The 14,495-nt window shown below is 62.0% G+C and carries 14 protein-coding genes; 3 read left to right on the plus strand and 11 right to left on the minus strand.

Going from position 1 to position 14,495, the window contains the following annotated elements; translation table 11 throughout:
- Positions 1–43: 43 nt before the first annotated feature.
- From yajC to pdxT, 6 genes are all read right to left on the minus strand, one after another.
- The gene (gene yajC, locus J3D46_RS17515) at positions 44–427 is read right to left on the minus strand and encodes a preprotein translocase subunit YajC (protein WP_231338576.1); all 384 of its coding nucleotides are present in this window, start codon (positions 425–427) and stop codon (positions 44–46) included.
- Positions 428–572: 145 nt separating this feature from the next.
- Positions 573–1,649 (minus strand): Holliday junction branch migration DNA helicase RuvB, encoded by a 1,077-nt coding sequence (gene ruvB / locus J3D46_RS17520; RefSeq protein ID WP_253468301.1) that lies wholly within the window; start codon positions 1,647–1,649, stop codon positions 573–575.
- Entirely contained in the window at positions 1,642–2,286 is a 645-nt protein-coding gene (ruvA, locus tag J3D46_RS17525) for a Holliday junction branch migration protein RuvA (RefSeq protein ID WP_231338578.1), read from the minus strand. Before ruvA ends, ruvB begins: the two co-directional genes overlap by 8 nt.
- 96 nt (positions 2,287–2,382) lie before the next feature.
- Positions 2,383–2,961, minus strand: a complete 579-nt coding sequence (gene ruvC / locus J3D46_RS17530; protein WP_231338579.1) for a crossover junction endodeoxyribonuclease RuvC — start codon at positions 2,959–2,961, stop codon at positions 2,383–2,385.
- Positions 2,962–3,006: 45 nt separating this feature from the next.
- The gene (locus tag J3D46_RS17535) at positions 3,007–3,762 is read right to left on the minus strand and encodes a YebC/PmpR family DNA-binding transcriptional regulator (RefSeq protein ID WP_159699151.1); all 756 of its coding nucleotides are present in this window, start codon (positions 3,760–3,762) and stop codon (positions 3,007–3,009) included.
- Positions 3,763–3,765: 3 nt separating this feature from the next.
- Complete coding sequence (gene pdxT, locus J3D46_RS17540) at positions 3,766–4,467, minus strand: pyridoxal 5'-phosphate synthase glutaminase subunit PdxT (RefSeq protein ID WP_253468302.1); 702 nt, start codon at positions 4,465–4,467, stop codon at positions 3,766–3,768.
- Between the two features lie 102 nt (positions 4,468–4,569).
- On the opposite strand from pdxT, the gene J3D46_RS17545 reads away from it, so the two are divergent.
- Complete coding sequence (locus tag J3D46_RS17545; protein WP_231338581.1) at positions 4,570–5,901, plus strand: Mur ligase family protein; 1,332 nt, start codon at positions 4,570–4,572, stop codon at positions 5,899–5,901.
- Positions 5,898–6,656: a type 1 glutamine amidotransferase gene (locus J3D46_RS17550; protein WP_231338582.1), complete on the plus strand. Its 759-nt coding sequence runs from the start codon at positions 5,898–5,900 to the stop codon at positions 6,654–6,656. The genes J3D46_RS17545 and J3D46_RS17550 overlap by 4 nt, the downstream gene beginning before the upstream one ends.
- A gap of 3 nt (positions 6,657–6,659) precedes the next feature.
- On the opposite strand, the gene J3D46_RS17555 is transcribed toward J3D46_RS17550, so the two are convergent.
- Positions 6,660–7,925 carry a CapA family protein gene (locus J3D46_RS17555; protein WP_253468303.1) on the minus strand — a complete coding sequence of 422 codons (1,266 nt, stop codon included), beginning with the start codon at positions 7,923–7,925 and terminating at the stop codon, positions 6,660–6,662.
- Positions 7,926–7,998: 73 nt separating this feature from the next.
- Here J3D46_RS17555 and J3D46_RS17560 point away from each other — a divergent pair, with 73 nt between their 5' ends.
- The gene (locus J3D46_RS17560; protein ID WP_253468304.1) at positions 7,999–10,011 is read left to right on the plus strand and encodes a M3 family metallopeptidase; all 2,013 of its coding nucleotides are present in this window, start codon (positions 7,999–8,001) and stop codon (positions 10,009–10,011) included.
- 59 nt (positions 10,012–10,070) lie between these two features.
- Here J3D46_RS17560 and pdxS read toward each other — a convergent pair whose 3' ends face one another.
- The 4 genes from pdxS to thrS form a co-directional block, all read right to left on the minus strand.
- Positions 10,071–10,997, minus strand: a complete 927-nt coding sequence (gene pdxS / locus J3D46_RS17565; protein ID WP_017197521.1) for a pyridoxal 5'-phosphate synthase lyase subunit PdxS — start codon at positions 10,995–10,997, stop codon at positions 10,071–10,073.
- Between the two features lie 255 nt (positions 10,998–11,252).
- Entirely contained in the window at positions 11,253–11,882 is a 630-nt protein-coding gene (gene pgsA / locus J3D46_RS17570; protein ID WP_231338585.1) for a phosphatidylinositol phosphate synthase, read from the minus strand.
- Positions 11,872–12,465 carry an HIT domain-containing protein gene (locus tag J3D46_RS17575; protein WP_159703044.1) on the minus strand — a complete coding sequence of 198 codons (594 nt, stop codon included), beginning with the start codon at positions 12,463–12,465 and terminating at the stop codon, positions 11,872–11,874. The genes pgsA and J3D46_RS17575 overlap by 11 nt, the downstream gene beginning before the upstream one ends.
- Positions 12,466–12,484: 19 nt before the next feature.
- Positions 12,485–14,494, minus strand: a complete 2,010-nt coding sequence (gene thrS, locus J3D46_RS17580; RefSeq protein WP_253468305.1) for a threonine--tRNA ligase — start codon at positions 14,492–14,494, stop codon at positions 12,485–12,487.
- Position 14,495 lies beyond the last annotated feature (1 nt).

Here is a 14,495-nt window from a genome sequence, read left to right on the forward strand (position 1 = left end):
GCCGTAGAAGTTGCCTTGCGCGGTGTTGCCGCGACTGACGATCCTAGTTGTCCTTCTTGTCCTCTTTGTTGAGGCGCGCAATGGTTTCTTCCGGGGTCTCAACTGCGGCAGAAGCTTCAGCCTCTGCGGCGGTCAGGGAGGAAGCATCGTCCGGGACAACCGGGGCTTCCTCGGCAGGCGTTTCCACTACCTTGGTGACGGCCTGGCGGTGAACCGTTGCTTCGTTACCCGGGGAAAGTTCGATGACGACCTTGTTCTCGGCCTCGTCGATGGAGACGATGCGGCCAAAAAGACCGAAGCTGGTCATGACGTTGACGCCCGGAGCGAACTTGGACTGCATCTCAGCCTGTTGCTGCTGGGTCTTCTTGTTGCGGCGGAACATCATGAAGACAAAGAGTCCAAGCATGACGAACAGCAATATGGTCATTGGATCCACAGGGAAGTTCCGTTCTGTACTTACGTTTTGGTCCACGGCAACGTCCCTGGCGGATCCGCGAGGCGGACGCATGGATCAAGGACTCGAACGTGCCGAGCGTCATACCAGTCTAGAGGGAAAAGCTGAACACGGCGTGTTAACCGATGGTATCTACGCTTTCGGCGTGGTTTTCATCGTCGCCGAAGAGAGCCAGGGCGTCCTGTCCGAACACCCCGGCCGGCACAGCATAACCAAGATGCGTCCAGGCCGATGCCATGGCGATGCGGCCCCGCGGCGTGCGCCCCAGCAGTCCCTCGCGCACCAGGAACGGCTCGGCCACCGTTTCCACCGTTTCCGGCTCCTCACCTACAGCAATGGCCAAAGTGGACAGGCCAACAGGACCACCATTGAACTTGGTGATCAACGCTTCAAGCACGGAGCGGTCCAACCGGTCCAGTCCCCGGGCATCCACTTCATACATATCCAAAGCCGCCGACGCCGACCTGGCGTCAATTTGTTCGATGCCGTGGACCAGGGCCCAGTCGCGGACGCGGCGAAGGAGGCGGTTCGCGATACGGGGAGTGCCACGGGACCGGCCGGCGATCTCCGTAAACCCTGCAGAGTTCACCTTCAAATCCAGAAGACCGGCCGAACGGCGAAGGACCAGTTCCAGCTCCGCAACCGAGTAGAACTCGAGGTGCCCGGTAAAGCCGAACCGGTCGCGCAAGGGACCTGGCAGGAGGCCGGCGCGGGTAGTTGCCCCTACCAACGTGAAGGGCGGAAGTTCAAGGGGTATGGCGGTAGCGCCTGCTCCCTTGCCCACCACGATGTCCACACGGAAGTCCTCCATGGCCATGTAGAGCATTTCCTCGGCCGGACGGGACATCCTGTGGATTTCGTCGAGGAACAGGACCTCCCCTTCTGACAAAGACGAGAGGATGGCGGCGAGGTCTCCGGCGTGTTGGATGGCCGGACCGCTGCTGATGCGCAATGGCGCGTTCATTTCCGCGGCGATGATCATGGCCAGCGTGGTCTTGCCGAGTCCGGGCGGACCGGACATCAAGACATGGTCGGCGCTGCGTCCCCGCATTTTTGACGCTTCAAGGACGAGCGCCAGTTGTTTACGGACGCGGTGTTGCCCAACGAAATCGTGCAGGTTCTTAGGGCGGAGGGCGGCTTCAATAACCCGCTCTTCCGGCTCCTCTCCCCCGCTGACGAGAGACTGCTCAGCCACGGCTGCCTACGCGGTTGCCGGCGCGGGCGCCGTCCTGGCCCAGCCAACGCAGCGTAGCGCGGAGGATTTGAGCCACGTTTCCTGCATCCACCAGCTCCGGCGAATCGGCCATGGCTTTGTCGATGCTTCCTGTGGCATCTTTTTCGGACCAGCCCAGGCTGGTCATCGCAGCGACTACCTGCGGCTTCCATTCGGCCTTGATGGCGGCCTCAGGGGCCGAGGTTGTGCCTGTCCCGTGCGGGACCAACTTGCCCGCCAGTTCCAGGACAATCCGGCCGGCGACTTTGGGGCCAATTCCCGGTACCTTGGTGAATGCCTTGCCGTCGCCGGTGTGCGCTGCCACCCGGATTGCTTCGGGCTCGTGCACAGCCAGGACGGCCAGCGCCAGCCTCGGTCCCACTCCGCTGACACTGAGCAGGACATCGAACACTTCGCGTTCGTCGTCGTCCGAGAACCCGAACAACGTCAGTGAATCTTCCCGGACGATCATGGAAGTGAAGAGTTTGGCTTCGGTTCCAACTTTGAGGTGGCTCAGGGTCTGCGGCGTGGCGTAGACGCTCATACCCGCACCGTTGAGGTCAATGACGGCAGTGGACAACCCCACGTGGGCTACGGTTCCACGGAGAAAACTAATCAAGACCCGGCTCCTGAATTAATACGGCCCAAAGCTGTTAGGGCCCGATGCGGACTATCCGAACATATCTACGAATACCCTAGCAAGGACGGCGCACAATCACCGTCCACGGCGCGCTTTTGCTTCGGCTTCGGCCCATGCCTTTTGCGCCGGAGTCAGCGAACCGGCACCCACAGCGCCACCCGCCGCCCCCATTCCGCTGCCAGCACGCCACGCGTGAGTGAGGGCGAGGGCCAGGGCGTCAGCGGCATCTGCAGGCTTGGGTGGAGCATCCAAGCGCAGGATCTTGGTCACCAACTTGGTCACGGCGTCCTTGTTGGCCGTCCCGCTACCGGTCACCGCGGCCTTGACTTCGGACGGTGTGTGCAACGCGACCGGGATGCCCCGGCGGGCGGCCGCCGCAATCACTACGCCGGAGGCCTGGGCGACACCCATCACGGTACTGACGTTCATCTGGGAGAAAACACGTTCGACGGCGACGACATCGGGCTCGTGCCGGTCGAGCCATTCATCGATGGCTTCGGCGATCACCAGTAAGCGCTTGTCCAAGGTCAAGTCCGCCGAGGTTCCAACAACCCCCACGGCCACCATGGTGGCGCGGCGGTTCCGTTCGATGTCCACCACGCCAATGCCGCAACGGGTAAGGCCCGGATCGACTCCCAATACGCGAAGAGTCAAGTCCGGGCCTTCCTGTTTGATATCAAAATTGTGTGCTGCCCCGGCCTACTCGGCGTCGAGGGCAGCCTGCACTTCCTCGCTGAAGTCCGCATTGCTGTAGACGTTCTGGACATCGTCCAGGTCTTCCAGTGCATCGACGAGCTTCATGAACTTCTTGGCACCGTCAACATCGAGTTCAACCTGCATGGACGGTACGAACTCGGCCTCATCGGTTTCGTAGTCGATGCCGGCATCCTTGAGGGCGTCACGGATGGCTTGAAGGTCGGAAGGCTCGGAATGGATCTCCCAGTTCTCGCCACTGTCCTTCACTTCTTCGGCTCCGGCTTCCAGGACGGCCATCAGGATGTCATCCTCGCTGAGGCCGTTCTTCGGCAGAACCACGACGCCCTTGCGGGCAAACAGGTAGCTGACCGAACCGGGATCGGCGATGGTGCCGCCGTTGCGTGAAATGGCGAGGCGCACCTCTGAAGCTGCCCGGTTCTTGTTATCGGTCAGACATTCGATCAGCAGGGCCGAACCCTGCGGACCGCGGGCTTCGTACATGATTTCGGTGTAGTCGACTACCTCGCCGGTGAGGCCCGCTCCACGCTTGATGGCGCGGTCGATGTTGTCATTGGGAACCGAGGTCTTCTTTGCCTTGGTGACAGCGAGTTCCAAGCCCGGGTTACCGGCAAGGTCCGGGCCACCCATGCGGGCAGCAACTTCGATGTTCTTGATCAGTTTTGCGAACGACTTTGCACGCCGGCTATCGATGATGGCTTTCTTGTGCTTGGTGGTCGCCCATTTGGAGTGGCCTGACATGCTTTACGCTTCTCCTCTGATCATTCGAATAAAGAGTTCATGCACGCGCTTCTCCCCAGTCACTTCCGGGTGGAAGGAGGTGGCCAGCAGGTGGCCGGAGCGCACTGCAACAATTCTAGCCACTCCGTGCAAAGTAGCCGTGTGGCTGGCATGGTCCGGATCAACCTGCGCCAGGATTTCAACGTCCGGTCCTACCCGTTCAACCCACGGTCCACGGATAAATACAGCGTGGACGGGATCCACGCCGGACTCCCCGGCGCTGAAGTCCAGGCCCTTGAAATCAAGATCCGTTTCGAAGGATTCGCGCTGGCGTCCAAAAGCGTTCCGGCGAACCGTGATGTCCAGGCCGCCGAAGGTCTGCTGCGGATTACCGTCAAGATCCTTTGCGGGGTCGGCAATTTCTTCGGCGAGCAGGATCATTCCAGCGCAGGAGCCGTAGACCGGAAGGCCGTCCCCTATCCGCTTTCGGATCGGATCGCGAAGTTCGAAAGTCCGGGACAGTTTGTCGATGGTGGTGGATTCGCCGCCGGGGATAATCAGGCCGTCAATGTCTTCCAGCTCGGACGGCCGGCGGATGCCCACGCCGGTGGCTCCAGCGGCCTCCACTGCGTGGATGTGCTCGCGGAAGTCGCCTTGGAGTGCCAGAACGCCGATCCTGAGTCCTGAACCCACGCGCGATGAAGCGTCGGAAAGGGGGTTGGTCATTGATCCATCATAGTGCGGCATAGCTGCCGCCACGTCTTCTGCGACCTCCGTGGACGGCCCGCGGGCCGGGTTCCATGCCCTGACTGGGATATATTACAGAGCATGCTTTCCTTCAGCGTCCCCCTCGGCAAGCTGGTCCGCACACTGTCCCGGCTTCGGGGTGGAGGATCAGCTTTTCCCGGCCTCGTGGTCGAGAAAATCGACCCCGGCTTCATGCAGCGAACGCTGGCCTCCCTTCCCCACGGCGTTGCCGTGGTCAGTGGCACCAACGGCAAAACCACCACCACCAAGATGGTGGTGGAGCTCCTCGAAAGCCAGGGCCTGAGGGTCTTCACCAACCGCACCGGCAGCAACTTCACCCGCGGCGTGGCCGCTTCACTCCTCGGTGAGGTGGATTGGCGCGGAAGGCTTGACGCCGACATCGCCATTCTTGAACTCGATGAAGCCCATGCGGTGCACTTCGTCAACAAGGTCCAGCCCCGCTTCAGCCTCCTGCTGAATGTCCTCCGCGACCAGTTGGACCGCTTTGGCGAAATCGACAAAACCGCCCGGTTGCTGGAGCACATCGCGTCCAAAACAACGGACACCGTGGTCCTGAACCGCGAGGATCCACGTGTTGCGCGCATCGCCAACATCCTCCAGGCCGCTGACGCGCTGCACCACCCCAACGTCAGGTATTTCGGTCTCGATGAATCATTGCGGAGCACCTTTCCCAACGACGACGACATGCGCACTTCCGGCTCGGGCCCGTCGCCATCGGGCACTTCGGTTGCCGCGGCGGTTGGTGAGGTGGTCGATTTGCCGGCGGCCGACGTCGTACTCCGCCGGGTTGGGGCGCAAGACGCTGACTTTGAGTTCGACGGCCGGACAGTCAGCACGGAAATGAAGCTGCGTGGCGTCTACAACATCTTCAATGCAGCTGCCGCCCTGTCACTGGCGCGCGCCGTCCTTGGCACCGGCCCTGTTGACACTCCCAAGCTCGTCAAGGCCCTGGCCGATGTAGCTCCCGCGTTCGGTCGTGGCGAAAGCCTTACCGTGGATGGACAGCCCCTGGAACTTGTCCTCGTGAAGAACCCCAGCGGGTTCAGACTCGGGCTCAAGTCCTTCCCCGCCGGTGGTTACGCAACGATGATCGCCATCAACGACAACTACGCGGACGGCAGGGACATGTCCTGGCTCTGGGACGTCGAATTCGAGTCTCTGCGGGCAGATGGCGTGGAAGTCCTCACCGGTGTCCGCGCCTATGACATGGCGCTGCGGCTGCAGTACGACGACGTCCCCTTCGGCGCCGTGGAACCGGATATCACCGCCGCCTTGCGCCTCTTCATCAACGGCTCCCGCGGCAAGCCCAAGCGGATCTTCTGTACCTACACCTCCATGCTCGCCATTCGCCGCGAACTCGCCAAAATCACCATAGTTGAGGTGGTCTCATGACCTCGGAAGCACAATCCACCCCAGAGGCGGAGCAAAGCAAAGGAAGACTTCGTATCCTCCAGCTCTACCCGCGGGAAATGAACATTTACGGTGACTGGGGCAATGCACTTGTCCTGAAGCAGCGCATCAAATGGCACGGCTACACTCCGGAGCTGCTGGAATACAACGTGGGTGACGAATTTCCCGACGACGTCGACATCGTGGTCGGTGGAGGCGGACAGGACAGCGGACAGGTGGTCATTCAGGATGACCTCCAGTCGCGGGCCGATCACCTCCGGGAACTTGCCGATGCCGGGGCACCCATGTTGGTGATCTGCGGTCTCTATCAGCTTTTTGGCAAGTTCTTCAAGACCAGCGCCGGACCCGTCATTCCCGGCATCGGCATCCTGGACGTCGAAACCCACGGGACCGATGAGCGGCTCATCGGAAACGTGATCATGAAGTCAACCGAGTTCGGAGACATCATGGGCTACGAAAACCACAGCGGGCAGACCACCCTGGGTCCCGGCGTCGAGCCTCTCGGAACCGTCACCAAGGGTGCAGGGAACAACAGCAAGGATGGACACGAGGGCGCACGCTACAACAATGTCGTAGCCAGCTACCTGCACGGCTCCTTGCTGCCGAAGAACCCGGCGATTGCCGATTTCCTCATCCGGACAGCGGCCGAGCGTAAGTACGGCACCTTCGTCCCGGGAGCGCCCGACGACGACTACGCCCGCCTCGCGCGCGAACACGCTGCCCGGCGGCCGCGCTAGGGCCTACTTTTCCTTGGTGATCAACAGTTCGTGGGCGCCGGCAGTTGCTGCGCCCATGGACTCGACCACCGCTTTGGTTCGCTGGTGGGTCGCAGCGTCCGCGGCGGGCGTTGCGCAGACTCCCTGTGGAGCATCGCTGGCCACCGAGCACCACCGGTAGGGATCCCGGACGATCACGGAAGGCGCCCATGCAAGGTCCGATGCGGTCCAGGCACCTGCGGCGTTCTGGCTGAACTGTGCCCTGACCAGCAGTCCTTCGTTATTGACCACATACCAAGGCGACAATTCCGTGATGCCGTTTCCCAATCCGTACACAATCCACGTTCCCTTGTAATTCTCGATCGGCAGCACAGAGTGGGTGTGGTGACCGTAGATCATGGTGAACTGGCCGCTGTCCACCAACGCGTGCGCAACATCCTGCTGCTGGGTATTTGCTTCGCTTGCGTACTCGTCACCGGCATGCATGACTCCCAGCACGATGTCCGCCCCCAGCGCCTTGGCCTGCGTTGCTTTTGCGATCATTGCTGCGGGATCAAGCTCATCGACCAACCACGGGTACTCGGGAATTTGTCCGTTGTGGCCGTAGGTCCCGATGATGACTGCGACCTTTGCGGCGTCCGTTTCAAGCATGAGTATTTCCTTGGACGCGGCCTCCGTCCGGTAGGAACCCGTGTGCTTGAGTCCGGCCGCGTCGAGTGCATCGAGTGTCCGCAGAAGCCCATCGGTCCCACGGTCAATGGTGTGGTTGCTCGCCGTGGTGCACGCCTGGTAGCCAACATCCTTGGAGGCTGTGATGATCTGCGGTGGAACGTTGAACGACGGGTAGGCCGAGAAAGGCCCTTCCGGCGTGGCCACCGGTGTCTCCTGATGGCAGATTGCGAGGTCGCTGTTGCGGATATAGCGCCGTTGACCTTCGAGGAGGGGGACAAAGGTGTAGCCGGGCAACCCCGCCGCAGCGGCGTCGGCCTTCGCTTGTTGCCAGAGCTGGGTATGGACCAGCATGTCGCCCGTCACCGTAATGGAGGTGCAACGCAGTTCCGGGCACGCAGGGCCTTTGCCGGGGGTCGGGTTCGGAGCGGGAGTGCGCGTCGGCGCCGGCGTCTGCGTGGCTGGAGCCGATGCGGCATTACTGCGGTTCTGGTCCTCGTTTTCGGCAATGACACCGCAGGCACCCAGAGACAGGGCAAGAGCCGCAGTCATCAGCACGATTGCCGGCTTTGGAGGACGGATCCACGCCACTGTAGATGTGATTTTGCCCATGGTTTTCATCCTAGGGCGGAAGGCCGGTCGAACCGGGCGCGCCGCTCTTGAGGACACGATTCTTACGTGAAAGAGTCACTTCATGACCAATCCCCTCTTGAGTCCCAGCACCCTGCCGTACGGCCTGCCGCCCTTCGCCGGCATCACCCCCGGGCATTATGCCGAGGCTGTCGACGCCGGGCTGGCCGGGCACCTGCAGGAAATCCAGCTGATCACCGGCAACCCCGAACCCGCGACCTTCGAGAACACGGCCGTGGCCATGGAACGGTCGGGACTTCTCCTGAACAGGGCGGCAGCAGCGTTCTTCACGCTGGTCGCAGCAGACGCCTCCGATGCCATCAGAGCGCTTGAGACGGAGCTATCACCCAGGTTCTCGGCGCATCAGGATGCCGTGTACATGAACCGGGAACTCTACGAACGGTTCGCCGCCATCGACACCGGAGATCTCGACGCCGAGTCTGCGCGCTTGGTCGAGGAGTACCTTAAGGAGTTCCGGCAGTCCGGCATCCAGCTTGACGATGCGGGCCAGTCACGGCTGCGTGAAGTCAACGCGGAACTCTCACGGTTGGGCACCGAATTCGGCCAGCGTGTCAAGGAGGCCATGAAGTCCGCGGCGCTGGTGCTCGATGACGCTGGAGACCTCGCTGGCCTGCCGGCCGAGGACATCGCCGGCGCAGCCGAAGCCGCGAAGGCCGCCGGACATGACGGGAAGTACTTGCTGACGCTGATTCAACCCAGCAACCAGCCAGCCCTGGCATCGTTGGAGAACCGGTCCATCCGCCGTCGTCTGCATGAAGCGTCCCTGGCGCGCGGCATCGATGGCGGGGACTTGGATGTGCGGGACCTCGTTACAGCAACGGTCCAGCTGCGCGCGGAGAAGGCTTCGCTCCTGGGATTTACGAACTTTGCCGAACTGGTGGTGGACCAGCAGACAGCACCTGGCTTCGGCGACGTCCAGGCGATGCTGCACCGGATGTCAGCTGCGGCCATCCGCAACGCCCAGGCAGAGGCCGACGCCCTGGCGGAATCAGCGGGGCATGATCTGGAACCGTGGGATTGGGCCTACTATTCGGCCCGGGTCCGCAAAGACAAGTTCGAGGTGGACGAGCAGGCGCTGCGCCCCTACTTCAGCCTCGAGACCGTTCTCACCGACGGCATATTCCATGCGGCCACGGAGCTTTACGGCATCACGTTCCACGAACGAGCCGACCTTGTGGGCTACCACCCTGACGTACGCGTGTGGGAGATCCGCGACCGGGACGGCAGCGGACTTGGCCTGTTCCTCGGCGACTACTACACGCGGGAGTCCAAGCGCGGAGGAGCCTGGATGGACTCCCTCGTGGAGCAATCCCGGCTGCTGGGCACAAAGTCCGTGGTGATCAATAACCTCAACATCACCAAACCTGCCCCCGGTGAGCCGGCGCTGCTGTCCCTGGATGAGGTCCGGACCGTCTTCCACGAATTTGGGCACGCACTGCATGGCCTGTTCTCGGATGTCACGTACCCGCGCTTCTCTGGAACATCCGTTCCCCGGGACTTTGTGGAGTATCCGTCGCAGGTCAACGAGATGTGGATCATGTGGCCCGAGGTCCTGGCCAAGTATGCCCGCCACTACTCCACGGGCGAAGTGCTCCCCCAGTCCACCGTGGACAAGCTCAATGACTCACTGCTGTGGGGCGAAGGATTCGCGACCACCGAGTACCTTGGGGCTGCGCTCCTGGACCTCGCGTGGCATGTCCTCCCGGAAACAGGCGTCCCGGACGATGTCCTCGCCTTCGAAGCCAAAGCCCTTGCCGACGCCGGCATCGCACACCCCCTGATTCCACCCCGGTACAGAACCGGCTACTTCCAGCACATCTTTGCCGGCGCAGGCTACGCAGCGGGCTATTACTCGTACATCTGGAGCGAGGTACTGGATGCAGACACCGTGGAATGGTTTAAGGAAAACGGCGGCCTGACAAGGGCGAACGGCGATCACTTTCGCTCAGAGTTGCTATCACGGGGTAACAGCCGGGACCCGCTGGTTTCATTCCGGGCATTCCGTGGCCGCGACGCAGAGCTGGAACCCCTCCTGAAACGCCGCGGACTGGAATAAAAACGACGGCGGCCGGTCACCTCGGAAGGTGACCGGCCGCCGTCGTACTGCTTTGCTTGCTACCAGCCGCGCTCTGCGAGGCGGTGGGGCTGCGGGATGTCGTCGACGTTGATGCCGACCATCGCTTCGCCCAGGCCGCGGGAGACCTTGGCAATGACATCGGGGTCGTCGTGGAAGGTGGTGGCCTTGACGACGGCGGCGGCGCGCTCTGCCGGGTTGCCGGACTTGAAGATACCGGAGCCAACGAACACACCATCGGCGCCGAGCTGCATCATCATCGCAGCATCAGCCGGGGTCGCGATGCCACCGGCGGTGAACAACACCACGGGAAGCTTGCCGGTCGCGGCAACTTCCTTGACCAGCTCGTACGGGGCCTGCAACTCCTTGGCCGCAACGTAGAGCTCGTCCTCGGGAAGTGCTGCGAGCTTGGCGATCTCCGAACGGATCTTGCGCATGTGCCCGGTCGCGTTGGAAACATCACCGGTACCGGCTTCGCCCTTGGACCGGATCATCGCCGCACCCTCGTTGATGCGGCGCAAAGCCTCACCAAGGTTGGTGGCACCACACACGAACGGAACGGTGAAGTTCCACTTGTCGATGTGGTTGATGTAGTCGGCCGGGGTCAGGACCTCGGACTCGTCGATGTAGTCAACACCGAGGGACTGCAGGACCTGGGCCTCGACGAAGTGGCCGATGCGGGCCTTGGCCATGACCGGGATGGACACGGCGGCGATGATCGCATCGATCATGTCCGGATCCGACATGCGGGACACGCCACCCTGGGCGCGGATATCGGCCGGGACACGCTCGAGCGCCATGACAGCGACGGCACCGGCGTCTTCGGCGATGCGGGCCTGCTCGACGTTAACGACGTCCATGATGACGCCGCCCTTGAGCATCTCCGCCATGCCCCGCTTAACGCGGCTGCTGCCCGTGACGCTGTTCGCGGACGAACCGGCTTCGTTGCTTACATCTGGTGTAGACACAAAAACCCCTATGGGTAGATAAACGACCTTCTTGCCGGAGGCACGCGCAGCCACACGACCGCAATCAGCGCACACCGGGTTTCAGGTCAAGGTGACCAAGTACTAGTAATAGTAGTCGCACGTTGCATGGTGGCAGTACATTCATTACTGCCTTCACGGGCAACAAAGGGGGCTGTGATAGGACAGCTGCACAACCGCCGGGGACAGAATCTGGTCGGATGCCAGTTCCCATGGGAAGGGTGGCGGCGTAGGCCTTCAGCCAGCTGGCGGTCCATCAGCCTCGGCCATGGCCTGCCGGCGCACAGTAGCCATCCGCTGAATGATGGTCACGACGCTGGCCAGTGCCAGCAGGATCAAGGTCCCGAACAACACAACGGGCGGAAGCCCCAACCCCGTCAGCCCTGCTATGAGCAGCACCGATGCCAAACGCTCGGCACGCTCGGCGATCCCTACGCTCGCTTGGTACCCCAGGGACTCTGCTTTGGCCCTGGCATAGGAGACAACCATTCCAAGGACAAGGCAGACGACGGCGGCAGTACCGATCGCTGAATCCCCGCCGTGGGTGAAGAACCAGATGGCGAGGCCGGCAAAGATTGCCCCATCTGCCAAACGGTCCAGGGTGGAATCCAGGAAATTGCCCCAGCCACCGCTTCTGCCCTGGAGACGCGCCATGATGCCGTCCACCACATCCGAGAACGCGAAGAAAGCCACGACGACCGAACCCCACCACAGCTGGCCCAGCGGATAGAGCACAAGGCCGCCGAGGATAACGCCGGCCGTACCTGCCATGGTCACAGCGTCAGGAGACACGCCGATCTTGAGGAGCCAGCGCGCAAGGGGGGTGAATAGTGAAGTGAAGAAGCCGCGCGCATGCCTATTGAGCATTCGACTCCCCCGGCCAGGCTTCGGCCACTAGCTTGCGCACCTCGTCAAGTGTTTGGGTGATGGCCTTGGTCTGGGCGATGATCGGGAAGAAGTTTCCATCCCCGCCCCAGCGCGGCACCACATGTTGATGAAGATGCGCAGCAATGCCCGCGCCGCCGGTGACACCCTGGTTCATGCCCAGGTTGAAGCCACTGGGATTCGAAACCTTCCGGAGCACCCGCATGGCGGTCTGCGTTAATTCGGCGAACTCGGCCGTCTCCTCCACCGTGATGTCCGTGTAGTCAGGCACATGGCGATAGGGACAGATCAACAAGTGCCCCGGGTTGTATGGGAAAAGGTTGAGGACCACGTAGCAGGTCCTCCCCCGGTAGACGATCAAGGATTCCTCGTCGGAGCGCGTGGGCCCTACACAGAACGGGCAGTCATCCTTGTTCTTGAATTGATCCTGCCCGCCCTTGATGTAGGCCATGCGGTGCGGAGTCCACAGGCGCTGAAACGCGTCCGGTACGCCCGCCAATCCGAAGTCATCGGTTACGTCGGCGTCACCTGGTAGGTCAGCTGCCGCGCCTGTGTTCTCCTGCACCGTCTTTGTGTCCGTTCCGTCAGCTCTCGCGGTTCTTGACGGCGTCCACGATCCTGCGGACGGCCTCGGCCACCGGCACGCCGTTGTCCTGGCTGCCATCGCGGAAGCGGAACGAGACCGCGCCGGCCTCAGCATCCTCACCGCCGGCAATCAGAACGAAGGGGATTTTGTCCTTGCTTGCAGTGCGGATCTTCTTGGGGAAGCGGTCCGACGAGATGTCCACTTCGGCACGGATGCCCGCCGCCTTGAGCTGGCCCACGACGTCGAACATGTAGTCGTTGAATGTCTCGGCCACAGGGATGCCAACTACCTGCACTGGTGAGAGCCATGCGGGGAACGCCCCGGCGTAGTGCTCGGTCAGGACACCCATGAAGCGTTCAACGGATCCGAAGAGGGCCCGGTGGATCATTACCGGGCGCTGGCGCGTGCCATCCGCTGCCTGATACTCCAGTTCGAATCGTTCCGGAAGGTTGAAGTCCAACTGGATGGTGGACATCTGCCAGGTCCTGCCCAGGGCGTCTTTCGCCTGGACCGAGATCTTGGGACCGTAGAAGGCAGCTCCACCCGGATCCGGCACCAGCTCCAGGCCCGAAGCAGCGGCAACCTCGGACAAAGTGCGGGTAGCTTCCTCCCAGGCGGCGTCGTCGCCAACGAATTTTTCTTCGTTCTTGGTGGAGAGCTCCAGGTAGAAGTCATCCAGGCCGTAGTCCTTGAGGAGGCCCAGGACGAAGTTCAGCGTGGTGGTGAGCTCTTCCTTCATCTGCTCGCGGGTGCAGTAGATGTGGGCATCGTCCTGTGTCATGCCACGGACGCGTGTCAGGCCGTGCACAACGCCGGACTTCTCATAGCGGTACACCGAACCGAATTCGAAGAGGCGCAGCGGAAGTTCGCGGTATGACCGGCCGCGGGAGCGGAAGATCAGGTTATGCATGGGGCAGTTCATCGGCTTCAGGTAGTAGTCCTGGGCCGGCTTGCGTACGGTGCCGTCGTCGTTGTACTCGGCATCCACCTGCATCGCCGGGAACATGCCGTCCTTGTACCAGTCCAGGTGCCCCGAAACCTCGTAGAGGTGTCCCTTGGTGATGTGGGGGGTGTACACGAACTCGTAGCCGGCATCCACGTGGCGTTGGCGGGAGTAGTCCTCCATGGCCTTGCGGATGATGCCGCCCTTGGGGTGGAACACCGGGAGGCCGGAGCCCAGCTCGTCCGGGAAGGAGAAGAGGTCAAGTTCGACGCCGAGCTTGCGGTGGTCGCGGCGCTCGGCTTCAGCGATGCGTTCCTGGTAGGCCTTGAGGGCTTCCTTGGTAGGCCAGGCTGTGCCGTAGATACGCTGCAGCTGCTGGTTGTTCTGGTTACCCAGCCAGTAGGCGGCGGACGAGCGAGTCAACGCGAACGCATTGGAAATGATCTTGGTGTTGGGCAGGTGCGGGCCGCGGCAAAGATCGCACCAGACACTCTCGCCGCTCTTCCTGTCCACGTTGTCGTAGATCGTGATGTCGCCGGCGCCGACCTCGACGTTGACGCCCTCAGCGGCGTCGCTTGCGTCATTCTTCTTGCCCAGCAGTTCCAGCTTGTAAGGTTCGTGGGCCATAGCCTCGCGGGCTTCATCCTCGTTGACCACACGGCGCACGAACTTCTGGTTCTGGTTGATGATCTTTTGCATCATCTTTTCCAGCGTGCGCAGGTCTTCCGGGGTGAAGGGTTCAGCGACATCGAAATCGAAGTAGAAGCCGTCAGTGATGTAAGGGCCAATGCCGAGCTTTGCATCGGGGCGCAACTGCTGAACTGCCTGGGCCATGACGTGGGCAGTGGAGTGGCGGAGCACATTGAGTCCGTCGGGTGATTCGATGGTGACGCCCTCGACGTTAGTGCCTTCGGCGAGAACCTGGTCAAGGTCCGTCAGCACACCATTGACTCGGGCTACAACGACGTCGCGGCGCTCGAAGAAGAGTTCCGCGCCGGTAGTCCCTTCCGTCACCTTGGTCTCTTCGCCATCGACGATGAGGGTGATCTGTTGGGCATCTGACACG

The organism is Paenarthrobacter sp. A20, assembly GCF_024168825.1.
GTDB lineage: Bacteria > Actinomycetota > Actinomycetes > Actinomycetales > Micrococcaceae > Arthrobacter.